The organism is Zymomonas mobilis, assembly GCF_006715975.1.
Lineage (GTDB): Bacteria > Pseudomonadota > Alphaproteobacteria > Sphingomonadales > Sphingomonadaceae > Zymomonas > Zymomonas mobilis_B.
Window position 1 is genome coordinate 1,115,577 of the sequence record NZ_VFOF01000001.1, and the last position, 23,239, is coordinate 1,138,815.

At 46.4% G+C, this 23,239-nt stretch carries 23 protein-coding genes and 1 tRNA gene; 12 read left to right on the forward strand and 12 right to left on the reverse strand.

The window, feature by feature from the left end:
- Positions 1-55 precede the first annotated feature (55 nt).
- The 9 genes from glmM (at position 56) to FBY58_RS04910 (ending at position 9,348) form a co-directional block, all read left to right on the forward strand.
- Entirely contained in the window at positions 56-1,393 is a 1,338-nt protein-coding gene (glmM, locus tag FBY58_RS04870) for a phosphoglucosamine mutase (RefSeq protein WP_141919748.1), read from the forward strand.
- Complete coding sequence (gene thiD, locus FBY58_RS04875) at positions 1,383-2,234, forward strand: bifunctional hydroxymethylpyrimidine kinase/phosphomethylpyrimidine kinase (RefSeq protein WP_141920619.1); 852 nt, start codon at positions 1,383-1,385, stop codon at positions 2,232-2,234. The genes glmM and thiD overlap by 11 nt, the downstream gene beginning before the upstream one ends.
- A gap of 39 nt (positions 2,235-2,273) precedes the next feature.
- Complete coding sequence (locus tag FBY58_RS04880; protein WP_141919749.1) at positions 2,274-2,885, forward strand: ribonuclease HII; 612 nt, start codon at positions 2,274-2,276, stop codon at positions 2,883-2,885.
- Between the two features lie 169 nt (positions 2,886-3,054).
- Entirely contained in the window at positions 3,055-4,203 is a 1,149-nt protein-coding gene (locus tag FBY58_RS04885) for a site-specific DNA-methyltransferase (RefSeq protein ID WP_141919750.1), read from the forward strand.
- A complete protein-coding gene (gene folP, locus FBY58_RS04890; protein ID WP_141919751.1) occupies positions 4,203-5,309 on the forward strand; it encodes a dihydropteroate synthase in 1,107 nt (368 codons plus the stop codon). Before FBY58_RS04885 ends, folP begins: the two co-directional genes overlap by 1 nt.
- Positions 5,310-5,508: 199 nt before the next feature.
- The gene (locus FBY58_RS04895) at positions 5,509-6,300 is read left to right on the forward strand and encodes a bestrophin family protein (protein ID WP_260432114.1); all 792 of its coding nucleotides are present in this window, start codon (positions 5,509-5,511) and stop codon (positions 6,298-6,300) included.
- Positions 6,301-6,426: 126 nt separating this feature from the next.
- Positions 6,427-7,872 carry an FAD-binding oxidoreductase gene (locus FBY58_RS04900; RefSeq protein WP_141919753.1) on the forward strand — a complete coding sequence of 482 codons (1,446 nt, stop codon included), beginning with the start codon at positions 6,427-6,429 and terminating at the stop codon, positions 7,870-7,872.
- A gap of 138 nt (positions 7,873-8,010) precedes the next feature.
- Entirely contained in the window at positions 8,011-8,799 is a 789-nt protein-coding gene (locus FBY58_RS04905; RefSeq protein ID WP_141919754.1) for a SapC family protein, read from the forward strand.
- A gap of 108 nt (positions 8,800-8,907) precedes the next feature.
- Positions 8,908-9,348 (forward strand): DUF4186 domain-containing protein, encoded by a 441-nt coding sequence (locus FBY58_RS04910; RefSeq protein WP_141919755.1) that lies wholly within the window; start codon positions 8,908-8,910, stop codon positions 9,346-9,348.
- A gap of 74 nt (positions 9,349-9,422) precedes the next feature.
- Here FBY58_RS04910 and FBY58_RS04915 read toward each other — a convergent pair.
- The 12 genes from FBY58_RS04915 to FBY58_RS04970 form a co-directional block, all read right to left on the reverse strand.
- Positions 9,423-9,498: transfer RNA gene (locus FBY58_RS04915), tRNA-Phe, on the reverse strand.
- Positions 9,499-9,589: 91 nt separating this feature from the next.
- Positions 9,590-9,769, reverse strand: a complete 180-nt coding sequence (locus FBY58_RS04920; RefSeq protein WP_141919756.1) for a DNA gyrase inhibitor YacG — start codon at positions 9,767-9,769, stop codon at positions 9,590-9,592.
- A gap of 22 nt (positions 9,770-9,791) precedes the next feature.
- The gene (locus FBY58_RS04925; protein ID WP_141919757.1) at positions 9,792-10,808 is read right to left on the reverse strand and encodes a hypothetical protein; all 1,017 of its coding nucleotides are present in this window, start codon (positions 10,806-10,808) and stop codon (positions 9,792-9,794) included.
- Positions 10,809-11,417 carry a nucleoside triphosphate pyrophosphatase gene (locus tag FBY58_RS04930; protein ID WP_141919758.1) on the reverse strand — a complete coding sequence of 203 codons (609 nt, stop codon included), beginning with the start codon at positions 11,415-11,417 and terminating at the stop codon, positions 10,809-10,811. It abuts the gene before it with no gap.
- Positions 11,418-11,421: 4 nt separating this feature from the next.
- On the reverse strand, positions 11,422-11,640 hold the full coding sequence (gene infA / locus FBY58_RS04935; protein WP_007403889.1) for a translation initiation factor IF-1: 219 nt from the start codon (positions 11,638-11,640) through the stop codon (positions 11,422-11,424).
- A gap of 218 nt (positions 11,641-11,858) precedes the next feature.
- Positions 11,859-12,488 carry an ABC-type transport auxiliary lipoprotein family protein gene (locus tag FBY58_RS04940; protein WP_141919759.1) on the reverse strand — a complete coding sequence of 210 codons (630 nt, stop codon included), beginning with the start codon at positions 12,486-12,488 and terminating at the stop codon, positions 11,859-11,861.
- A gap of 5 nt (positions 12,489-12,493) precedes the next feature.
- Positions 12,494-13,441 carry an MlaD family protein gene (locus tag FBY58_RS04945; RefSeq protein WP_141919760.1) on the reverse strand — a complete coding sequence of 316 codons (948 nt, stop codon included), beginning with the start codon at positions 13,439-13,441 and terminating at the stop codon, positions 12,494-12,496.
- Between the two features lie 10 nt (positions 13,442-13,451).
- Positions 13,452-14,243: an ABC transporter ATP-binding protein gene (locus tag FBY58_RS04950; protein ID WP_141919761.1), complete on the reverse strand. Its 792-nt coding sequence runs from the start codon at positions 14,241-14,243 to the stop codon at positions 13,452-13,454.
- The gene (locus FBY58_RS04955) at positions 14,240-15,340 is read right to left on the reverse strand and encodes an ABC transporter permease (protein WP_141919762.1); all 1,101 of its coding nucleotides are present in this window, start codon (positions 15,338-15,340) and stop codon (positions 14,240-14,242) included. Before FBY58_RS04955 ends, FBY58_RS04950 begins: the two co-directional genes overlap by 4 nt.
- A gap of 179 nt (positions 15,341-15,519) precedes the next feature.
- Entirely contained in the window at positions 15,520-16,575 is a 1,056-nt protein-coding gene (locus FBY58_RS04960) for a 1,9-bis(guanidino)-5-aza-nonane synthase (RefSeq protein ID WP_141919763.1), read from the reverse strand.
- 90 nt (positions 16,576-16,665) lie between these two features.
- Positions 16,666-17,847, reverse strand: a complete 1,182-nt coding sequence (locus FBY58_RS04965; protein WP_141919764.1) for a type III PLP-dependent enzyme — start codon at positions 17,845-17,847, stop codon at positions 16,666-16,668.
- Positions 17,848-18,194: 347 nt separating this feature from the next.
- Entirely contained in the window at positions 18,195-18,848 is a 654-nt protein-coding gene (locus FBY58_RS04970) for an alpha/beta hydrolase (protein WP_141919765.1), read from the reverse strand.
- Between the two features lie 130 nt (positions 18,849-18,978).
- Here FBY58_RS04970 and FBY58_RS04975 point away from each other — a divergent pair, with 130 nt between their 5' ends.
- The 3 genes from FBY58_RS04975 to FBY58_RS04985 all read left to right on the forward strand — a co-directional run bounded on the left by FBY58_RS04975 (position 18,979) and on the right by FBY58_RS04985 (position 23,209).
- Entirely contained in the window at positions 18,979-20,025 is a 1,047-nt protein-coding gene (locus FBY58_RS04975) for a cysteine desulfurase family protein (RefSeq protein WP_141919766.1), read from the forward strand.
- A 76-nt stretch (positions 20,026-20,101) separates the two neighbouring features.
- Positions 20,102-20,872: a 7-cyano-7-deazaguanine synthase QueC gene (gene queC, locus FBY58_RS04980; protein WP_141919767.1), complete on the forward strand. Its 771-nt coding sequence runs from the start codon at positions 20,102-20,104 to the stop codon at positions 20,870-20,872.
- 318 nt (positions 20,873-21,190) lie between these two features.
- Positions 21,191-23,209, forward strand: coding sequence for a ribonucleoside triphosphate reductase (locus tag FBY58_RS04985; protein WP_141919768.1), 2,019 nt, complete (start codon positions 21,191-21,193; stop codon positions 23,207-23,209).
- Positions 23,210-23,239 lie beyond the last annotated feature (30 nt).

A 23,239-nucleotide genomic window follows, 5' to 3' on the forward strand; every position in this document is an offset into this window, starting at 1 on the left:
CTAATTCTGACAGCCGGAAGTCTTAAAGTTTGATCGGAAAGGATGGTAATCGCGTATGTCACGGCAATATTTTGGAACGGATGGTATCCGCGGTTGCACGAACAAAGATCCGATGACAGCCGATGTCGCTATGAGAGTAGGACAGGCCGCCGGTGCCTATTTCAAACGTGGGCAGCATCGTCATCGTGTTCTGATTGGTAAAGACACGCGATTATCGGGCTACATGGTAGAATCTGCCCTGATGGCGGGTTTTACCAGTGTCGGTATGGATGTCGTCTTGGTAGGTCCATTGCCGACACCGGGGGTCGCGCTTTTAACCCGATCAATGCGTGCTGATCTTGGCGTGATGATTTCTGCCAGTCACAATCCTTTTTCCGATAATGGTATCAAGCTTTTTGGGCCCAACGGATACAAGCTGTCTGACGAAGAAGAAAAAGCCATCGAAACCGCCATCGATCAGCCGCCGGTTCTGGCGGCTCCGGCGGATATTGGTCGGGCAAGACGTATCGATGATGCACAGGGACGCTACATCCATGCGGTAAAATCTAGTTTTCCAGAAAGTTTGCGACTGGATAAGTTACGGCTGGTTTTGGATTGCGCCAATGGGGCTGCCTATCAGGTTGCTCCCGCCGTTTTATGGGAATTAGGCGCCGAAGTCATTACTTTAGGCGTGTCCCCCAATGGGTTGAATATCAACGACCATTGCGGCTCAACCGACACCTCTTCTTTGCAAGAGAAGGTGCTTGAAACACGAGCTGATCTGGGCATTGCCCTTGATGGGGATGCCGATCGTCTGATTATTGTCGATGAAAAAGGACAGATCGTCGATGGCGATCAGATCATGGCCTTGATCGCGACGTCAGCCCATAAACGCAATTTGTTGCAGGGGAATTCGCTTGTCGCGACGGTAATGTCCAATTTAGGACTTGAGCGTCATTTGTCGAAATTGGGTATTCAGCTTCTTCGCACACAGGTTGGTGATCGTCATGTCGTCGAAGCCATGCGGGCAGGGGGATATAGCGTTGGCGGAGAACAATCTGGCCATATTATCCTGTCTTATCATGCGACGACTGGAGATGGTTTGGTTGCCGCGTTACAGGTGCTGGCCGATCTGGTGCAAAGCGATAAAAAAGCAAGTGAATTACTGCATGTTTTTGACCCGTTACCCCAGCTTTTGAAAAATGTCCGTTATAGCAGTGGTCAGCCTCTTAAAGACGAAGCCGTTTGCGAAGCGATATCCGAAGCCGAAGAAAATCTGAAAGGCAAGGGACGTCTGTTAATCCGTAAATCGGGAACAGAGCCGTTAATCCGCGTCATGGCTGAAGCGGAAGACCCCGAACTTATTCATCAGATTGTCGATCATATATGTGAGACTGTACGTCGTGCCGCATAAAATACCAGAAATTAGCGAGGACTTTCCTGCGCGTATTCTGACCATCGCCGGATCAGATTCCGGCGGCGGGGCAGGGATTCAGGCTGATATCAAGACCATCACGATGTTAGGCGGCCATGCCTTGACCGCGATTACGTCTTTGACGGCTCAAAATACCCAAGGCGTGACCCGAATTGATGTCATCGCGCCTGAGATGGTCATTGCCCAGATTAATGCGGTGATGACGGATATCGGCGTGTCGGCGATCAAAATCGGGATGGTTGGTAATGGCGAAGTCGCAATTGCACTGGCAGATTATCTTGAAAAATTTCCTGATATTCCAGTCGTTCTTGATCCCGTTATGGTTGCGACCAGTGGATCAACATTGGCCGATGATAAAACAATCGCGGCATATGACCGTTTGATGTTTCGGGCAGACCTTATCACCCCCAATATTCCCGAATTAGAGATTTTAACCCACCAAAACATCCAATCAGATCAACAGCTGATTGAAGCGGGACGACAATTGGCACATCAATATGACAGCCCGATATTGGCTAAAGGCGGTCATGGCGAAGGGGCAATCTTGGTCGATCGTTTAATTTTACCCGATGGTCAGGAATATGCATGGCAGGATAGCCGTATCCTGACAAAAAATACGCATGGTACAGGCTGTAGTTTATCCAGCGCTATTGCGACCTCTTTAGGACAAGGCTTGTCGTTAAAAGAAGCCGTAACAAGGGCGCGTCACTATATTCGGAAAGCTTTAGAAAAAGCACCGTCCCTTGGAAAAGGGCATGGACCTATCGGACATACTTTAGGGATTAGCGCCTTTGATCGCTGGTTTCTTGAAAACAACTGATTAGAACCGGCTGGAATAATGTCAAAAAAAGCAATTGTTATGCCTGACCTATCTCATGAAGATAGCCTAAAAGGCGTGATTTTTGGCGTCGATGAAGTTGGGCGGGGACCTTTAGCGGGCCCTGTTATGGCCGGCGCTGTTTATCTTCATCGGGAACATATTCCACAAGGTATCAATGATTCCAAAAAGTTGACTCCGCGTCGTCGTCATCTCTTATCAGATATGCTGCATAATCAGGCTGATTATGCGACAGGTCTTGTGGATGTTGAGACTATCGACCGGATCAATATCCGGCAGGCTAGTTTATTGGCAATGAGACGTGCTGTAGAAGCTTTGATACAGAAAATAGGTATCGAGCCTGATTATATCCTAGTAGATGGCCGTGAAAGTCCTGATTGGCCGTGGAAATCACGATCGATTATCAGAGGGGATAGTATATCTTTGTCGATTGCGGCGGCTTCTATTGTGGCAAAAGTCGAACGTGATGAGATAATGACAGACGCTAGCCAACAATATCCGGGCTATGGCTGGGAAAGAAATATGGGCTATGGCACGCGGGAACATCGTGAAGCCATTCAAATTTTGGGGCCAACCCCGCTACACCGCCAGAGTTTTGCACCGGTTCGCTATTTTTATGAAAACAAAAACTAGGGGCAAAACGACGTTATTTTAGTTACTTTTTTTAAATTTTATGAAGTTATAAAATAGTTACTTCAATAATCATCCATAACAGCTTTTTTATTTTTACAATGAAGCCTCTTGACCGAAGAGTCGCATTGAATCACAGTAAAGCCGGATTTCTGTGAAAGGATCAGTATTTATGCGCCTTGCCGAATGTGTATCACGCATGAGTGAGGAAGACATCGGAGGCGATACAGATTTATCTGACAGCCCAAAGTTACCTTTGAATTCTATTTTGGCCGGTAATTGTATCGACGTTTTAAAAACGCTGCCAGATAATTCGGTTGATCTTATCTTTGCTGATCCACCTTATAATCTTCAGTTAAGTGGTGAACTTTTCAGACCAGAAGGCAGTCGCGTTGATGCGGTCAATAATGCATGGGATAAATTCGATACCTTTGCGGCCTATGATCATTTTACCCGTTTGTGGTTAAAAGAAGCCCACCGCGTGTTAAAAGATGATGGCACTATCTGGGTTATTGGAAGCTATCATAATATTTTTAGAGTCGGCACAGCCTTGCAGGATCAGGGCTATTGGATATTAAATGATATCATTTGGCGCAAATCCAATCCGATGCCTAATTTTAAAGGTCGGCGGTTTACCAATGCCCATGAAACCCTGATATGGGCGGCTAAATCAGATAAATCCCGTTATATTTTTAACTATGCCTCCTTGAAGACTTTTAATGATGATCTTCAAATGCGTTCGGACTGGCTATTACCAATATGTTCAGGGAATGAACGGCTGAAAAACGAAAACGGGCAGAAAATCCACCCCACACAAAAGCCTGAGGCCTTACTTTACCGGATTATATTAGCTTCATCCCGACCGGATGACGTTATCCTTGATCCGTTTTTTGGCACGGGCACAACCGGCGTTATTGCCCGACATTTAAGGCGAAACTGGATTGGGATCGAACAAGACCCGACTTACATTACCGCTGCTACGACCAGAATAGAGCAAGCAGAGGTTTTTGACGAAGGTTTGATGGGGCAATCATCCAATAAACGGAAGCAGCCGCGTGTTACTTTTGGTTGTTTGATGGAAAATGGTTTTATCCGTCCCGGTCATGTCCTATATGACAGCCGTCGTCGTTTTAAAGCGGTCGTTAGTGTCGATGGTGCTTTGCAATCCGCCGATGGTCGGGTCGGCTCTATCCATAAATTGGGTGCTCAATTACAACAGGCCGTTTCCTGCAATGGCTGGATTTTTTGGCATTTTGAAGAAAATAATACTTTGTTGCCGTTAGATATCTTACGTCAACGTTACCTTGCCGAGAATCCCTGATGTCTTTTTATAATCAAAGTCTGACTACTCCCGAAATGCCTGATATCCGCCTTTATTTTTGTCCGACTGCCTTTGTCAATGCGCCGATTGCGCCTTCCGGTGCGACTTTCCGTCTGGCGGGCGGGTTAAAATGGTTTGGCGCTTTTAGTGTTATCATGGTGTCAAAAGGTGAGATCGTTCAGGAACGGGTTATTTCTGTTGCTGATATCAATAGCTTTTTGAACAGCCTTTCGACTGAAATGCAGTTGGATGCCTATAAAACGATTTCAAGGATTGTCGCGCCAAGGACGTCTTTTAAACTGGGTAAAAATGAGATCAAATTAGATCATACCCATATTGTCGGCATATTGAATATAACGCCGGATAGTTTTTCCGATGGCGGGTTATATCAAAATAACGTCCAATCCGCCTGCGAAACGGCCAAGGCTATGATACAGCAGGGCGCTTCTTTGATTGATGTCGGGGGTGAATCCACCCGCCCTGGCGCCGAACCGGTAACAGAAGAAGAAGAAAAATTACGGGTAATGCCGGTCATTGACCGATTGAGAGAATCTTCTTTACCGATCTCAGTCGATACAAGAAAGGCATCCGTTATCTCGGCCGTATGGGAAAAAACACCAGCTATTTTTAACGATGTCTCGGCTTTAAGCTGGGATAAGAATTCTTTGCTTGTCGCGGCAGAAAAACAATATCCGGTTATCTTGATGCACCATGAAGAAAGCAAAGATCATGAGGCATCTTCTAAAAAAATCCTGATCGAGGTTTATAACTGGCTAGAAAAGCGTATAGCCGTTGCAGAAGCCGCCGGTATCAGTCGTGACCGGATCATTATTGATCCAGGTATTGGTTTCGGTAAAAGCTTTCAAGATAATCTGGTTCTTATTCGTGGGATTGCGCTTTTCCACGGTTTGGGATGCCCCTTGATGCTTGGGGCAAGTCGAAAAAAACTGATTATTACCTTTGCAGGGGATACCCATCCCCAAGACAGATTAGGTGGTTCTTTGGCGATTGCCCTTCATGCAGCCGATCAAGGTGTGCAGTTATTGCGGGTGCATGATGTCAGAGATACGGCGCAAGCGCTGACCGTATGGCAGGCCTTATATTAAATCGGATAAGTCCTCTTATTCGACTATCTGTCTGTTAAGTAAAAAAAATCTGCTTTTACGCAACAATGTCATGCATCGCTTTATGATATGAAGCGTTATTACTATTATTTTAATTGAAAGAGAATCTGTGTCACCAATCCGCGGACGAATCAGTCGAACTAAAGATGTCTTTTCCTATGTAGGAGTTTCACTTTGGATTTTGCTGGCCTGGGATATTCTGGTCACCGCTCTTTACGTTTATAATCCTGAATGGCCATTATGGATGGAGGTGCCCACCGCACCGACAACTGTTTTAGGGTCTGCCCTTATTCTTTTTATCGGTTTTTCGACTAATAGTGCCTATGCCCGTTGGTGGGATGCGCGGGGATTATGGGGATTGATGAATAACAATTCCCGCAATTTTTCGCGTGAAGTCTTAATGGTTTTTCGGGATAAAGAACAACAAAAGCAATTGGTGCATCGCCATATTGCCTATATTCACGCTTTGCGTTGCCGGTTGTTTCAGATTGATCCGTCAAAGGATATCGAACGATTTTTACCCGCTGAAGAATGTGAAAAATTAAAAGAAGGCAATAACGTCCCCAATCTCATTCTTTTTGAAACCGGCCAAAAAATTGCGGCCATAGCTGAAAAAGAAAATGTCGACAGCATTCGGTTACAAATGCTGGAAAATACGATGACGGCGATTTCACATGCCCAAGGCGGTATGGAAAAAATAAAATCTACGCCGTTGCCGTATCAATATACGATTTTTCCGATGCTCTTTATCGAGTTCTTCTGCGTGGTTCTGCCGATAAGTGCGGTTGATACCTTGGGTATTGCTACGCCTCTGGCAACGACGATTGTTGGCTTTTTGCTGTTTATCCTGTGCCGCTTAGGCCGTGATTTGCAGAGTCCGTTTTTTCGCCAATCCCCAAATTGCTTGCAGCTTGATAGCATTTCCGAGATGATCGAAACAGATCAGCTTCAATGCTTGACATTTAATAAATAAAATTACATTTTATATGTAACTTTTAAACTAAAATATTAAGTTGCTGTTGCAAGAAATTGAAGTTACCTGTTTCGGGAGGGCATTCTATAAGAATCTTCTGAAAATGGTATTTTCGTGGAGATTCTTATGTCCTGTCATCCGGAAGAGGCTTTGCTCGATGAACTCGAGGCGTTGTTAGGCCCAAAAGGATTTACCAAAGATCCGGCTATTATGGCGTCTTATCTAGAAGATTGGCGGGGCAAATTAAAGGGGAATGCTGCGGCACTGCTTTCCCCTGCATCGACTGAAGAAGTCGTGGCTATTATGAAAATGGCCTATGAAGCCAAAGTAGCCGTCGTACCTCAAGGTGGTAATAGCTCGACGGTAGGGGGCGCTACCCCTTCGAAAGACGGCTCAGCCCTTTTGCTGTCAACTAAAAGACTAAATACTATTCGCTCTGTTTCCCCAGAAGAAAGCTGCGCTACGGTTGAAGCGGGCGTTATCTTATCCGCCCTGCATGAGGCCGCAGACCAGCATGGCTTGCGCTTTCCCCTTAATATTGCCTCCAAGGATATGGCAACTATTGGTGGCCTTATCTCGACCAATGCTGGAGGTTCCCATGTCCTTCGCTTTGGACAAATGCGGGCTTCCGTTATGGGCATTGAGGCCGTCTTTCCCGATGGTTCACTATTAGAAAATCTGCGGCCATTAAGAAAAGACAATCAAGGCTATGATTTGCGCCAGTTATTGGCCGGTGCAGAAGGTACCTTGGGTGTTATTACCGCAGCCAGCGTAAGATTGATGCCAAAGCCTCACTCTAGAGTAGTGATGTGGGTCGGGCTCGAATCTCCTTCGGCGGCGTTATCCCTGCTACGTCATCTTGAAAAAGAAAGTGGTGAGGCGGTCGAAGTCTTTGAGCTGATGGAAGCCAGCCTTATTGATCTGGTATTGAAGCATATACCGGATACCGAAATCCCCACCGAAAAAGCGTATCCTTGGTATGTTTTAATTGAAGCCACTGCGTTTTCTGAAGATTTTGATCTGGAAGCGGTCATGGTCAATATTTTAGCCGATGCGACAGAGAAAAAAGAAATTCTTGAAGCCGTTATCGCCCAGAATGAAACGCAGGCAAAAAAATTATGGCGTTTACGTGAAACGATTCCATTGGCTGAACGGACGGAAGGTTTTGCTGTCAAACATGATATTTCGGTGCCCGTCAGTGCGATGCCGTCCTTTATAGAACGCGAAAGCGTCGCCATTGAACAGAAATTCCCCGGATGCACTGTTTTGGCCTTTGGACATCTAGGCGATGGGAATGTTCATTTTAATGTTTGCCCGCCAAAAGATGTCAAAGATCAGCTTGGATGGGTCGAAAATGAAGGTATTTCAGTTTCTCATTTCATCTATGAAAGAGTGATGGCCAATGGTGGTGCCATTTCAGCTGAACATGGAATTGGGCAAACAAAATTAGCTGATTTTGTCCGTTTTGGAAATAAAGCAAAAATACAGGCCTTAAAAGCGATCAAGAAAGCGTTAGACCCCGAATCTATTATGAATCCTGGCAAGCTATTACCCGCTGACAAGCAGGGTTAACGGCTTATAAAAAGTCATATCTGGTATATATATTTATCATCGGGTCAAATATTTTTACAATTCCCAGATATTATCCTTTATATGTCGTGAGCTTTCCCCTTTAATAGATATTTGTATCACTACAGGAGCAGAAAACGAATGGCTTCAAGGCCGACTAACGCTTTGCCGGTTCTTTATAACGAACTTATCCCGATTTCTCGGCATGATCACAAAAACTGGCGCTTCCGTTTACAAGACAAGCTGCCTTTCATGTCGGAAATCCATGCCATTCCATTAGCCGTCGAAGAATTCGGTATGGCTCAGCGCAACTTCCCGATCGTCTTTTCATCTGGTCCTAATCCGGTGCCGCTGGCACTTATGGGTCTGAATGACGGGGTCAATGTTTTCTTTGATGAAGAAGGCAATTGTCGGGAAAGCCATATCTATTTGCCGGCCTATATTCGTCGCTATCCCTTTATGTTGGCCAAGATTAACCCAGAAAGCGAAGACATGTCGCTTTGTGTTGATACTAGTCGTGGGATGCTTGGTGAATTCGAGGATGGCGAGCTTCTTTTTGATGGGGATGAACCGAGCGAATTCACCAAAAATATTTTGGGTTTTTGTGAGCAATTTGCCATTTCTGCCCAGCGGACAAATGACTTTGTCGCGGAATTGATGGAACACAAACTGTTGATCGACGGTGAAGTGGCCATTCAGCCCAATGATGCGACCCAGCCTTATGTCTATCGCAGCTTCCAAATCGTGTCAGAAGACCGGTTAAAAGAATTGCGGGGCGATGTCCTTCGCAAGATGGTCAAATCTGGCCTTCTGCCCTTGGTTTATGCGCATCTGATGTCATTAAGTCTGGTGCAGGATATTTTCCAGCGGCAGGCCATTTTAGGCAGAATTCCGCCGTTGCAGGAAAATGGACAGAATCCAGCTTCCTAACGCAAAAGCGGTTACATCCTTTATAAAATTAAAAGGCTGGAAGTTATAGACTTCCGGCCTTTTTAATATTTTCTCGGCAGTAGCTGATGGCGATGATATTATTATGAGATGAAAGATTCTCTTGCTTCGTTATTCGAGCGTTTGAGCCGCTCTTCTTTTCGGCAGCGCTTCCGTCTTGGTTCTCAAGAACAGCAATATTTAGCCAATAAAGGGCTGGAAACTATTTTGGAGCATGGCAAAGACTTTATTGCCAAGCGACTAGCACCGGCTGAAATACCCAATGATGGCAAGCAAACGCCGTTTAAAGGCCATCCGATCTTTTTGGCACAACATGCCACGGCAACCTGTTGTCGGGGCTGTATCGAGAAATGGCACGAGATAGAGGCTGGTCGTGCTTTGAACCAAGCCGAGCAGGATTATATTCTGGGTGTGATCGCCCATTGGCTTAATTTACAAGAAAGCCGCCCTCCCAAAATTCGGGCAACGCCATCCACGTCACAAAAGAAAGCCAAGCCAAAATCAGAGGACGGGCAGGGAAGTCTGTTTTGAATAAGAAGGATTAAACCGCATTTTGCCAGAATGACTGCAGGTTTAAATATAGATAAATTTTTAGGGGAAGACTGTGGTGCCCAGGGACGGAATCGAACCGCCGACACTGTGATTTTCAGTCACATGCTCTACCGACTGAGCTACCTGGGCTGAGAGAATTTATCTCGTCTGGGTGGGCGTATAAGAATGAAATCAGGTCTTGTCCAGTATATTTTTTCTTTTTTCTTATATATTTAATAATTTAATCAAAATCGGCATCATCAGCCTGCAAATTTTTACCCGGTAAACGGTAGGCATCCCCCAACCAATTCAGCAAATCGCGATCACGACAACCGCGGCTGCAAAAAGGTCTGAACTCGGCTTGGGTCGGTGCGCCACATAAAGGGCATTTGCCTTTTGTTACCGTTTTTTTAGATGACATTATTTTCTCACAATATCGAAAATCAGAAGGACGGGAATTCTACACCCACATCGCCTTGATAGATTGGGCGCATCGGCTCTGCTTTCAAGATGATTTCTGCGGCCGTCGATCGAGATAGTGCGTCCAACCATTCAGGATGCCGTTTAAGACATTCTATAACGAAATGAGAGGCCGTCAGAACCCGTTTACCAGCGCCCTTAGCACGGCAAGCCTGCCGCAATAGCTGACGGGTTTCATGTTCGATAGGATGGGAGGCTATTTGCTCTGGCAAAGAAGGTCGTTTTTTTTGCCTGATAATTTGCAAAAAACCGAAACCATTGACGCCGGTGCGTTCAAAAGGCGCAGGCAAATGACGGTCAAGGCACTCAGCAACCTGCTGCCGGTCTGATTTGCCCGATAAGCCCGGGATATCAATCCCGATTGATCCACCGACACCAAAAAGCGTAATTGCTCGTGCAGTCGCCTCTGTGCCCTTTAAGGCGAGGTCTAATGCAGCCAGATGGCCATCTATATCAAATAGGGTTAAAGCAGGTGTTAATGCCATGCGTAGGCGCCCACCGGCAAAATCCATATCGCCGCTTCGGGCTTGTTCGATAATTTCTGACCATCCGGCTTTTTCCAAACGGTCAGGTTGATGATTTTGTTGATAGCTGACAGGATAACCGCTGGCTTTCGCCCTCATTTCAAGAGACAGGCCGTCTTTCAGAGCGGTATCAGGAAGAGCAGGGCGTGCATGAGGGGGTTTTACGATACCACGCTCGATAACGGTTTCCCGAATAATCTCGACGCGCAGCAAGCTGCCTTTGGTGAGGGAGCGAGGCACCGAAGCGACCCAGACAGGATCGCCTTTATCGGTGGTAGCCATTGTCCGACCCGTAGCATTGATCCCGTCTGCTAAACGGACATCTATAACCGATCCCGCTCGTAAGCAAGGCGTGTCCGTTTCTATACGCGCCTGAACAATGGTATCATCATCGGCCAATAAAGCGGCACGGGTTTCCCCGATGCCTTTTTCAATTAACCATTCATAGGAAATCATTCAGGCAGGTTCTTTTTCGGAAAGAGACGTCGCTGAAATAGGCCAACCGGCATTTATCAATAAATGGCGGGTTTCATAGAGGGGCAGCCCCATAACGGAAGAATGGCTGCCGGCTAGAAAACGGATAAACGATTCAGCATAGCCTTGAATGGCATAACCGCCCGCTTTTCCTTGCCATTCTCCACTAGCCACATAGTCTTCTATTTCTTGAGGGCTGAAGGGTTTGAATGTGACGATGCTGGATGATACCCGCAAGGCCGTAGGCGCGCCGTCTTTTTTCAAAGCAACTGCCGTTAAAACACGATGCCGCCGCCCAGATAACAGCTTGAGATAGGATGTTGCCTGTTTTTCGTTTTCTGCCTTAGGCAAAATACGACGGCCTGCGGCAACAACAGTATCTGCGGCCAGAACAAAAGAGTCAGAATTACGAGATGCTGCCCATTCTGCCTTTTCGTTGGCCATCCGCTGGACATATTCTAGCGGACGTTCACCTTTATGGGGTGTTTCATCAATATCTGCTGGAAGAACAAAATCGGGTTTAATACCGATACGTGCCAGCAATGCCAGCCGACGAGGACTGGCAGAAGCAAGAATAAGCGAAGATGCCATAAAATTATTTAAAGCGGTAGGTGATCCGCCCTTTGGTCAGATCATAAGGGGTCAGTTCGACCAAAACTTCATCACCGACCAAGACGCGAATACGGTTTTTCCGCATTTTACCAGCCGTATGACCCAGAATTTCATGGTCATTTTCTAATTGAACACGGAACATCGCGTTGGGAAGAAGTTCCACAACACGACCACGCATTTCGAGTAATTCTTCTTTTGCCAAATGGAGCCTCTTTAATTTTCGATAGACAGAATATTATTCTGTGCCAGTTTGAAATTTAGCCGAATTTTTAACATCAGGCTTTTACAAAAGATAATGCACAAAAATGCTAAAAATACCGACAGGTAAAAATGCCTTCGGCAGCCGAAACTGCCGAGACTAAAAGCGCTCTTAACGTGATACGGCATAAAAAGAAAGCCGTGATCCCAAAAAAGCTATTGTCAGGAAGCGGGCATTGTTACCTGTTGTTGATCCAACCAACTGGCGACTTCACCAGAAAGCTGGTTTGCCGCTTTGTTTAAAATATTGGCGACACTCACCGCATCTTGTTTGGTAACGGGCTGCCTTATTTCAAAATGATGGCTGGTAACGGTTTCCATCTTTTTGTCATTACTACCACGGAAAAAGGCATCATAAGTAATGACAACTTGTTGATGGACAGCATCCAATCCAAAGGCCGATAAATTACCCGTTAGGCGATAGGAAACACCAACTGCGGAGCGATAGCTGACAACCATAAAGCGATTATGGCTGGCAATCGTTTCAGAAAGAACGTTACCGAAAAGATGAGATGGGGAATCAACCCAAACAGCATCTGTCAGATACGCAATCGTCGTTGGGCTGGTCGTTACCGGAATACGGGTAACTTTTAACTCGGCAGGGACAGCAGGCGGCGCCACCAGCAATAATGGTTTGCTTTGCGAAGACGGCTTGTCATTAGCCGGAGCCGCCGCAGTCGCCGTTAGCGTCAGCAAATTTTTGGGCGGCTTGTGGTTACCTATATTGACACAACCCGCCGTTAAAAGAGCGGCCAGAGGAAGCATCAGGGCTGAAGTATAACGATAATTCATAACACCTAATCCTTTGGCTTATAATCTGGTAACGATTGGCCTTTTATCATGCCTTCGGCACCGTTTTGATTGATACGATCGGTTAATGACGACATGCTGCCGATCATATCGTGCAGATCATGCACTAACTGATCGAATTGTGGCATCGTCTCATTTGAGAAATGATGAACACCAGGACGTGCATCCAGAAGCATTTCATTCAGATTTTGCATACTGTCATGAGCCGCCATAACCGTTTCTTTCAAATGCGCGGTTGCGGGATGAATATCCTGTTTAACCGTATCATTTGTCGTATGGGCTAATTCGCCGATTTGCTGACCCGCATCGCTCAAATTGAGCAGAGCGTGATGCGCATCATCCATGATTTGCCGCATTTTAGGCGACTGGGTCGCAAGATTGCTGGATAGCGTGTTCAAATTATCCAAAATTCTGGCAATAGACTGCTGATTATGGTCATTCAGAAGATCGCTCATCCGTTCGGCCAGCGTTGTAATCCGTTCGATCAACTGAGGTGCGCTGTTCAATAACTGTCCCAAAGCACCCGGTTTCGTCGGAATAACGGGCTCACCGAAAGGCCCATGATTATCAATCGGTTTTGCCCCCGCGACACCACCAGCCAAGGTAATCTGGTTCACGCCAGAAAAGCCAACACTCGACATGGTAGCCGTTGTGCCTTCAAGAACAGGGGTGTCAGCGTTTAAGCTAATTCTGACACGCACAAAATCAGGATTATTCGGCAATAATTTGATTTCTTTCACCTGACCTGACGGGACACCGGAATAGGTAACCGAACTGCCTTTTGCCAAGCCATCGACCGATTGGTGGAAAAAGATATCATACTGATGCGTTTCAGCGCCGGAAACGCGGCCTATCCAAACGAGAACCGTGGCAATTAAAGCCAACAATATCAGCGTAATACTACCAACAAGGATATAATTGGAGCGGGTTTCCATTGTCTGTTCCTTATGCTCCTGTCTTTCTGGCTTCAAAAGATTCCGCAGCTGCCCGACCACGTGGTCCATTGAAGTAACGTTTTATCCATGGATGATCGAGTTTAGTCAGATTTTCGACCGAATCGACAGCCAGAACTTTTCGATCTGCCAAGACAGCAACACGATCGCAAATATTATAAAGACTATCGAGATCATGGGTAATCATGAATACGGTCAAGCCCAGCATTTTGCGAAGCCCCAGAATAAGGGCATCAATCGCATCAGCGCTCACCGGATCAAGACCAGAGGTGGGTTCATCCAAAAACAGTAAATCAGGATCCAATGCTAAAGCGCGCGCCAATCCCGCTCTTTTCCGCATACCACCGGATAATTCCGAGTTAAATTTTACCCCGACATCTTCAGGAAGGTCGGTCATAGCGATTTTGTATGACGCGATTTGTTCTAAAAGCGTTTCGTCGAGATCAGGATAATATTCCCGCAACGGCACTTTAACATTTTCAGTGATATTCAAGGTCGAGAACAGGGCGCTTTCTTGGAATAAAACGCCCCAATGACGGCTAACCATCCGCATGTTAAGCGGGTCTTTGCCCACCATTTCATGCCCTAAAACCTTGATAGAACCAGCCGTCGGTTGTTGCAGCCCAATAATAGAGCGCATCAAAACAGATTTACCGGTTCCAGAACCGCCAACAAGCCCTAAAATTTCGCCTTTTCTGACATTCAGATCAACACCGTCATGTACGATCTGACTACCAAAACTGTTTTTAAGGCCTTCTATTTGTATAATATCAGAATCGCTCATACCCAGCCTATTTCGGAAAAGAATACGGCAAAGAAGGCATCGAGAACGATTACCAAAAAGATAGAATGAACAACGGCTTTTGTCGTGCAATAGCCTAATTGTTCCGCATTACCTTTAACCTGTGTTCCCTGAAAACATCCGGCGACAGCAATCAATGCCCCAAAAATTGGGGCTTTGATTAAGCCGACAGCAACATCGGTATAAGGGATAACTTCTCTTAACCGCGTGATGAAAGTCGTCGGTGGTATATCCAGCACTGACCAACATAGTAATCCACCACCGACGATGGCAGCGATAGTTGCATAGAAACCAAGGAGCGGCATCATGAGGATGCTGGCAATAAAGCGGGGTAAAACCAGACTTTCCATCGGTGAAACACCGATAATGCGCATCGCGTCAATTTCTTCTGCTAAATTCATCGAACCGATTTGCGCCGCAAAGGCGGAGCCGGAACGACCAGCTACCATGATGGCCGTCATTAAAACGCCCAATTCACGGAAAGAAATACGTCCAACCAGATTAATACTATAAATTTCTGCGCCGAATTGCCGCAGCTGGACAGCACCTTGCTGCGCGATCACAACCCCGACAAGAACACTCATCAAACCGACGATGGCCAAAGCATTCACACCGACCGATTCCATCTGGCAAATAATCGCCGTGGTTCTCAATCGGCTGGGATGGCAGATGGTATGCCATATACTAATAAGTAAGGCGCCGAAAAAGTTAATCAAACCTAATGCTGTATACCAGACATGGACGGCATTTTTACCAACCCCTGTCAGTACATAGATTAAAGGCGACAAAGCCTTTGGTTCAGGAGGTAAGGGGCGATCATATTGGGATATCCGTTCAAGGATATGCGCCATACCAGCATCCGCGCCTTTTACCTCGGCGTTATTTTCCTGTGCCAGTTTATGCACAACCCATGCACCGGCAGTATCCATCCGATGCAGGTTTGAAAGGTCGATCACTTTTATGGATGGAAGAGTGTTTAGCTTATTCGACAAGCTATCGAGATGGGCAAGCGTCAACACACCTTGCAAGGCAAGTTGATCACCCTCTATATCAAAGCTAAAATCATCAGAACCGGTCATGTCGTGCAAACCATGAGCCAGATTGAAAAAAACAGCAACCCAATAGAACCAAAAACTTTTAATAAATACTGCTGTAGAAATTCAAATAACAAATGAAGATCAGTATGGCTTTATTATGAAAGTACAAAAAAAGCTGCCAATGGCAGCTTTTTTCGCAAGAAATGGATATGTTTTTTTTCTTAGTCGTTGAAAAGTTTGCTCCATGCCCGTGGTTCACGGTTTTTCCAGAAACCGCGATGCCATGCATCAGAAGCCAATAACGGTAAGACTGAACCGGCTTCGGCATAAACCATCTGTTCAAGGGCGGTATCGACCTTGCCCCAGCTAGCAGCTTCTTTCAGTGTCGAAGAAGAGCAAGCACCATCTCGGACATCAGCAACCGTGATCTGCACGGCATATTTATGCATTTCGACATCTTCATGGCCAAGCACTTCGGCGCAAACAACGGTATCCTGAACGAAGTTTTTCGGAACACCTCCGCCAATCATCAAAAGGCCAGTTGTGCCAGCTTCGATTTTGATATCGGTCAATTCGCGGAAATCAGCCGCTGCATCCAGCATGACATAAGGCTTTTTATCACGGATGCGTTCAACCTGATGCTTCACCAGACCGAAACCGGCAGAAGAATCAACAAAAGCTGGGCAGAAAATCGGCACATCATGTTCATAGGCCAATTTAACAAGGCTGTTTTCTTTTTTGCCATGTTCGGAAAGGTAACGACCCATTTCACGAATGAAAGCGCGGCTGGAATAGCCACCCGGTGCCAAAGATTCTGCGATTTTGTAAATCGTGTTGTCGCAGTCCTGAAGCTTTTCTTCATCGATATAGGTATCGTAGATACGATCGATATAAAGCGAACGGAGCGTCATATCATCAGGCACTTCTAAAGCCTGATAATGCTTGTGTCCCAAGCCTTCGAAGAAATCCATATCAACAATGGAAGCACCGGTTGCAACAACGCCGTCAATCATGTTGGAACGGAGCAATTCGGCATAGGCATCCATGCAACCACCAGCCGAGGTAGAACCGGCAATGACCAAGAAGATGGTGCATTTAGGATCAGCCAACATCTGATTATAGATATCGGTTGCCCGTGCCAGATCGCGGCTGGTGAAGCTCATTTTGCCCATGGCATCAATGATCGGACGAGCATCGAAGCTACGGATGTCGATATGTTCGACTTCTGTCGATAATAATTCAGCCTTGCGCTGATCGTTTGCTTTTGAATCTGTCATAAAATGAAGCTCCGCTTGAATCCGGTAAAATTCTAGAATTTATTTAATACTGAAAAAACTGTTCTCTTTCGTGACAATCGGAAAGACCGTTTAGCGCATGGCTATATTGAGTTCCTGATTATCAACGTCATTATAAAGGCTGGCCATCGGCTGATCTTCCACGACGACCGTCATGCTCGGTGTAAAACCGTTAAATCCAGTGCGCATCGCATTTCCATAAGCGCCGAGCATCCCGATTTCGATATAGTCACCAACGGCAATATCAGCGGGTAACGGGAAAGGACCTGCCATATAATCCATATCATCGCAGGTCGGGCCATAAAAACTAAAATTGATATCGCGCGCCTGATTGGATTCCGGCTTTAAAACTTTGACCGGAAAGCGCCAGTCCAGATGAGCGGCATCAAACAAGGCACCATAGGCACCATCATTGATATAAAGTTCATTGCCACGGCGTCGTTCAACCCGAACGATCAGGCTGGAATATTCAGCCGAAAGTGCGCGTCCCGGTTCAGCCCATAATTCTGCGGAATAAGAAATCGGCAAGGATTCAAAGGCTTCATGAATAATGCGGAAATAATTTTCCAGATCCTGTGGTTCCATATCGGGATAGACCGACGGAAAACCGCCGCCGACATCAATAACGTCAACGGTAACGCCCGCTTGAACAATCGCATCACGCGCCAATTCCATCGCCTGCATATAAGCGACAGGGGACATAGCTTGGCTGCCAACATGAAAGCAAATACCAAGCGCATCAGATGCCTGACGTGCCGCCATTAACAGCGAAGCAGAGCTTGCCGGATCAATACCAAATTTGGAGCTAAGGCTCAATTTGGAATGATCGGAGGAAACTCGGAGCCGGACACATAACGTCAAATCTTTGGCGTGATCGGTTGCTCGCAGGATTTTATCGAGTTCATCCTGATTATCGAGAGAGAATGCACGCACACCATGATCGAAATAGGCTTCGCGGATGACTTCTTCGGGCTTTACCGGATTCATAAAGCATAATGTCGCATCCGGTAACAGATGACGCACCAAACGGACTTCATTCGCAGAAGCAACGTCATAATGCGTGATACCCGCATCCCACAGACTACGAATAAGCGCCGGTGACGGATTGGCCTTAACCGCATACATCGTCGTTCCCGCAAATTTTTCAATAAAGAAGCGGGCGGCCCGATGGGCAGCTTGAGGGCGGATAAGGGTAACCGGTTCAACCGGACGAAGAGAAGTAGCTAACCCCAGCGCGCTATGATGTTTGTGCAATTCAAGGGACCTCCAGAGGGTAGGGTGGCAAGACTAAGTGTAAAAAGCTGCCTTGCGGTTGGAAGTCCCATGGGGCAGCGGACGTCGCTTTTAAAAAGCGAATGTCAGGATGTAAAGAAGATTATTATCTTGTCTATAGGTAATTATAATTTTTTTAAGAAAAATAAAGTTACGTGCCAAAAACACAGTAAATTTGTCAGATATTTGTTAGATATCAGTCACATAAATTTAAAAATTTGGCTGATTATCACTTTATAAAAATTAAAAATTTCAGAAAAAAGGCTGGCCATACATCGGATTGATTCCTGTCATGTATAGCCACCTTATTCTCTCGCTATCGCGAGGCTTTACTGCCCGAGATCAGCTTTCAATCGCATATCCAGATAATCATCAACCGACGTCATCAATTCTGGCATTTCATTCTGGAAGAAATGGTTTGCCCCCGGAATAATGGATTGATCAATGGTGATATGTTTTTGGGTGCGCAGTTTATCCACCAATTTTTGCACTGCGCCGCCTGTTACAACCTCGTCACTTTCACCCTGAATAATAATGCCTGATGAAGGGCAGGGTGCCAAAAATGAAAAATCATACATATTGGCCGGTGGCGCAATAGAGATAAAACCTTTGATTTCAGGACGACGCATCAAGAGCTGCATGCCGATCCATGCGCCAAAACCAAATCCGGCAACCCATGTCGTAACTGCTTCTGGATGAATGGATTGCACCCAGTCCAAAGCCGAGGCTGCGTCAGAGAGTTCCCCGATTCCGTTATCGAAAGTCCCTTGCGAGCGGCCGACACTTCTGAAATTAAAGCGCAAGGTCGCGAAACCGCGACGGGCAAAAGTTTGGTAAAGTGCCATGGTGATATGATTATTCATCGTACCACCGCCTTGGGGATGCGGATGAAGAATTAAAGCAACAGGTGCCCTTGGTCGTGATCCAGGTTGAAATCGACCTTCAAGACGCCCTTCAGGGCCGGGGAAAATGACTGCAGGCATGGTTATCCATTTGGTTATCGGGCGAAAAACGCCCTAAAGACAAGTTATCATTCTTACTTATATAAGGTTAGGTTTCTTCTAAGCAATATTTCAAGCTTTTTTAGACATAGGCTGTGTAAGGATTTCATGCGTGAATAGCCGGATTTATCTCGATTATGCTGCAACAACCCCGATAACGGATTCGGCCAAAAGGGCGATGACAGAGGCCTTTGAAATATGGGCTAACCCGTCATCGCCGCATAAAGATGGCCGTCATATGCGGGCATTGATAGAGGAAGCCCGTATCAGGATAAAAGCGGCTTTGAATTGGCCTTATCAATTGGTTTTTACGAGCGGCGCGAGTGAATCCATTGCGATGGTTTTGCAGAGAAACACGCTAAAACAGTGCAGTATTTCAGCTGTCGAGCATGATGCTTTTTTGAGAGCGGGGATTGTTCCCGATATTTTGCCCGTTGATGAAAACGGCTATATTATTCCTGAAAATTTGCCGGAAAATCAGCTTGTTGCCGTCCAGACGGTGAACAATGAAACCGGCGTTATCCAGCCTGCCGAGATCTTGGCGCAGCGCGTTCGAGAAAAAAATAGTTTATGGTTTGCCGATGCCGCGCAATCGGCTGGGAAAATATCGCTGCCGGATGCCGATTTTATCAGTATTTCAGCGCATAAGTTGGGAGGCCCGCCGGGAATCGGGGCTTTGTTGATTCGGGATTGGGCAAAACTGAAGCCTTTCGGGGGACAAGAGCAGGGCTATCGCGCCGGGACGGAAAACGCGCCCGCTATTTTGGCTTTTGCTGCGGCGGTCTGCGAGAATAAGGAATGGTTTGAAAAATCGGCTGCCCTTCGTGAAAAGCTGGATCAGGCTATTCTTTCTTTTGGTGGCGAGATTGTCGCGCATCAATCGCAGCGGATACCGACGATCGCCTCTTATCGGATGTCCGGTATGGTTGCAAAAACGCAGCTTATTCTTTTCGACATGGCGGGTATTTCTATCTCGGCAGGGAGTGCTTGTTCATCAGGTAGCCTGAAATCGAGTCCGGTGCTGAAGGCAATGGGATGGGGCGATAAGGAAGCGCAAGAAGTCATTCGGGTGAGCTTCGGTAGAGAAACAACCGAATCCGATATCGACCATTTTATAAAAACATGGCAGCAGATTTCAGAACAGCGGAAAAAAGCCTGATAGGTCGGCCATTCATCGCGGTAATATCGACCATTTTAATTTTGCCCGAGATTTTAAATATTCAAGGATAGTCAGAATGACAGCAGCGAATCAGACAAAAGAATCTTCCCAGATATTGACGAGTGACCTTCTCCAAGAGCGGAATAAAGAGGGATGTCTGGTTCTTTATTCGGGTGGTCAGGATTCGGCGACCTGTCTTGCTTGGGCCTTGGAGCATTTTGAAAAGGTCGAAACCATCGGCTTTGATTACGGGCAAAGACATAAAGTTGAACTGGAATGTCGGGAAGGGTTGAAGCGGAAGTTTATCGAGATTTTCCCTGATTGGGCGGGGCGGCTGGGCGAAGATCATATGCTTGATCTTGCTGTGCTGCATCAGGTGAGCGAATGCGCTTTGACGCGCGAGACCGAAATTGCTTTTGGGGAAGATGGTATCCCAAATAGCTTTGTGCCGGGGCGCAATCTGCTCTTTTTTACTTTTGCGGCGACTATCGCTTACCGTCGCGGCTTGCGGCATATTGTCGGCGGTATGTGCGAAACGGATTATTCGGGTTATCCCGATTGCCGCGATGATACTATCAAGGCCTTGCAAGTCGCGATTAATTTGGGGCTGGAAAGGCGACTGGTGCTGCATACGCCGCTTATGTGGCTTGATAAGGCGGCTACGTGGCGGATGGCTGAAAATATCGGCGGTGAGAAGCTGGTTGAGGCCATTCGGCAAGAAAGCCACAGCTGTTACTTAGGTGAAAGAAAGACGCTCCATCCGTGGGGATATGGTTGCGGTCATTGTCCGGCTTGCGAATTGCGCGCTTCTGGATGGGAAAGCTATCAAAAAGGCCTTTTACGGTAAGGATAATTATTTCAAATATTATTCTGTTGATGTAGCAAAAAAACAATCAGTTATTTTGAAGTTTCTGGCATCGTTTTTGGAAAAATAGATTGGAAATTAGATCGTATTTTTTCATAAATATTTTTATGCCCTAAAATCGGCGGCTCTATCGGCTTTTAGATTTTGTCAAGAGAACTGTTTTCTTGACAGCCACAATATTTAGTGTTCTTGAGAATATAATACACTATATGGTGCCATACATCTTCCGACCCCCGTTTGGAGCCGGCGGAAGATGTATGGCTTATTTTTTATTTCCATGAAAAGATTTAGGGGTACAAAATGGCTCGTGCGGCACCGACTTTTCCGGCGTTTGTTATAAAACGTAACGGCGACAAAGTTCTGTTTGATAATGATAAAATCAGAACGGCTATCGAAAAAGCGGGTGCTGCTACGGGCGAATTTAATCATGCCGAGGCCGCTCGTTTAGCCAAGCAGGCTCAAAAAGTGATTATGCATCGCTTTTCCGACCGTGCGCCAGAAATAGAACAGATTCAAGATATCGTTGAACAGGTTTTGGTCTCCGCTGACTATATTGCCACACAGCGTGCCTATATTGTCTATCGCGAACAGAGATCAAAATCGCGTAAAGATCAGGAAACCATCGTCAAGGTTGAATCCTCGATCAATGAATATCTGGAACAGGCCGATTGGCGCGTTAATGCTAATGCCAACCAAGGCTATTCTTTGGGTGGTCTCATCCTGAACGTTTCCGGTAAGGTGGTTGCCAATTACTGGCTATCCCATATTTATCCGCCGGAAGTCGGTGAAGCTCATCGCGCCGGCGATCTTCATATCCATGATCTGGACATGCTTTCCGGTTATTGCGCCGGTTGGTCGCTGCGGACGCTGTTGACAGAAGGGTTGAACGGGGTTCCCGGTAAAGTTGAAGCGCGCCCGCCGAAACATATGTCGAGTGCTATCGGACAGATCGTTAACTTTCTTGGCACGTTGCAGAATGAATGGGCAGGGGCGCAGGCCTTCAGTTCCTTTGATACCTATATGTCAGCGTTTATTCGCAAGGATAGCCTGACGTATAAACAGGTTCGCCAGTATATTCAGGAATTGATTTATAATTTGAATGTGCCTTCGCGTTGGGGCACCCAGACACCCTTTACCAATCTGACTTTTGATTGGACATGCCCTGATGATTTAAAGGATCAGATTCCGGTTATCGGTGGCGAAGATATGCCCTTTACCTATGGCGATCTTCAGCCAGAAATGGACATGATTAACCGTGCTTATATGGAAGTCATGACCGAAGGCGATGCCAAAGGGCGTGTTTTCACCTTCCCGATTCCGACCTATAATATTACGCCGGATTTTCCGTGGGAAAGCGAGAATGCAACCCGCCTTTTCGAAATGACGGCTAAATATGGTTTGCCTTATTTCCAGAACTTCCTGAATTCCGATCTGAAGCCGCATATGGTGCGTTCCATGTGCTGCCGTCTTCAGCTTGATCTGACCGAGCTGTTAAAGCGCGGTAACGGTCTTTTCGGTAGTGCAGAACAGACGGGTTCCTTGGGCGTTGTGACGATCAACTGTGCGCGTCTTGGCCGGATGCATCGCGGGAATGAGAAGGGGCTTTTCGACCGTCTCGATACGATGCTGAATATCGGCCGCACCAGCCTCGAAATTAAGCGGAAAGTTATCCAAAAGCATATCGATAACGGTTTATTCCCTTATACCAAACGCTATCTTGGCACCCTGCGAAATCATTTTTCGACCTTGGGTATCAATGGCGTCAATGAAATGATCCGTAACTTCACCGAAAATAAAGAAGATATCACGACCGAGTGGGGCGCTGCTTTTGCTGTTCGTTTCCTCGACCATATTCGTGAGAGAATCGTTTCTTTCCAAGAAGAAACCGGTCATCTTTACAATTTGGAAGCGACACCTGCCGAAGGGGCGACCTATCGTTTTGCCCGTGAGGATAAAAAGCGTTTCCCCGATATGTTGCAGGCTGGTAGCGAAACCAATCCTTATTATACCAATTCCAGCCAGCTTCCGGTTGATTTTACCGACGATCCGTTTGAAGCTTTGCAGCGTCAGGAAATTTTGCAAAGCAAATATACCGGCGGGACAGTGCTTCATCTTTATATGGGTTCGCGCATGTCCAATGCCGAAGCTTGTAAAAAAATGGTACGGCGCGCGCTGGAAAATTTCCGACTGCCTTACATTACGATTACGCCGACTTTCTCGATCTGCCCGAAACATGGCTATCTTGAAGGTGAGCATAAATTCTGCCCCAAATGCGATGCAGAATTGATTGCAGCGAAATGCAACAATAAGGCCGCTTAAGAATTTTAGATATTCACCCGATTATCCAAG

Excerpts from the sequence above, each read along its gene's own strand:
- glmM (WP_141919748.1), top strand. The coding sequence starts at position 56 with ATGTCACGGCAATATTTTGGAACGGATGGTATCCGCGGTTGCACGAAC.
- FBY58_RS04880 (WP_141919749.1), top strand. The coding sequence starts at position 2,274 with ATGCCTGACCTATCTCATGAAGATAGCCTAAAAGGCGTGATTTTTGGC.
- FBY58_RS04885 (WP_141919750.1), top strand. The coding sequence starts at position 3,055 with ATGCGCCTTGCCGAATGTGTATCACGCATGAGTGAGGAAGACATCGGA.
- folP (WP_141919751.1), top strand. The coding sequence starts at position 4,203 with ATGTCTTTTTATAATCAAAGTCTGACTACTCCCGAAATGCCTGATATC.
- FBY58_RS04900 (WP_141919753.1), top strand. The coding sequence starts at position 6,427 with ATGTCCTGTCATCCGGAAGAGGCTTTGCTCGATGAACTCGAGGCGTTG.
- FBY58_RS04905 (WP_141919754.1), top strand. The coding sequence starts at position 8,011 with ATGGCTTCAAGGCCGACTAACGCTTTGCCGGTTCTTTATAACGAACTT.
- FBY58_RS04910 (WP_141919755.1), top strand. The coding sequence starts at position 8,908 with ATGAAAGATTCTCTTGCTTCGTTATTCGAGCGTTTGAGCCGCTCTTCT.
- FBY58_RS04920 (WP_141919756.1), bottom strand. The coding sequence starts at position 9,769 with ATGTCATCTAAAAAAACGGTAACAAAAGGCAAATGCCCTTTATGTGGC.
- FBY58_RS04925 (WP_141919757.1), bottom strand. The coding sequence starts at position 10,808 with ATGATTTCCTATGAATGGTTAATTGAAAAAGGCATCGGGGAAACCCGT.
- FBY58_RS04930 (WP_141919758.1), bottom strand. The coding sequence starts at position 11,417 with ATGGCATCTTCGCTTATTCTTGCTTCTGCCAGTCCTCGTCGGCTGGCA.
- FBY58_RS04940 (WP_141919759.1), bottom strand. The coding sequence starts at position 12,488 with ATGAATTATCGTTATACTTCAGCCCTGATGCTTCCTCTGGCCGCTCTT.
- FBY58_RS04945 (WP_141919760.1), bottom strand. The coding sequence starts at position 13,441 with ATGGAAACCCGCTCCAATTATATCCTTGTTGGTAGTATTACGCTGATA.
- FBY58_RS04950 (WP_141919761.1), bottom strand. The coding sequence starts at position 14,243 with ATGAGCGATTCTGATATTATACAAATAGAAGGCCTTAAAAACAGTTTT.
- FBY58_RS04955 (WP_141919762.1), bottom strand. The coding sequence starts at position 15,340 with ATGACCGGTTCTGATGATTTTAGCTTTGATATAGAGGGTGATCAACTT.
- FBY58_RS04960 (WP_141919763.1), bottom strand. The coding sequence starts at position 16,575 with ATGACAGATTCAAAAGCAAACGATCAGCGCAAGGCTGAATTATTATCG.
- FBY58_RS04970 (WP_141919765.1), bottom strand. The coding sequence starts at position 18,848 with ATGCCTGCAGTCATTTTCCCCGGCCCTGAAGGGCGTCTTGAAGGTCGA.
- queC (WP_141919767.1), top strand. The coding sequence starts at position 20,102 with ATGACAGCAGCGAATCAGACAAAAGAATCTTCCCAGATATTGACGAGT.
- FBY58_RS04985 (WP_141919768.1), top strand. The coding sequence starts at position 21,191 with ATGGCTCGTGCGGCACCGACTTTTCCGGCGTTTGTTATAAAACGTAAC.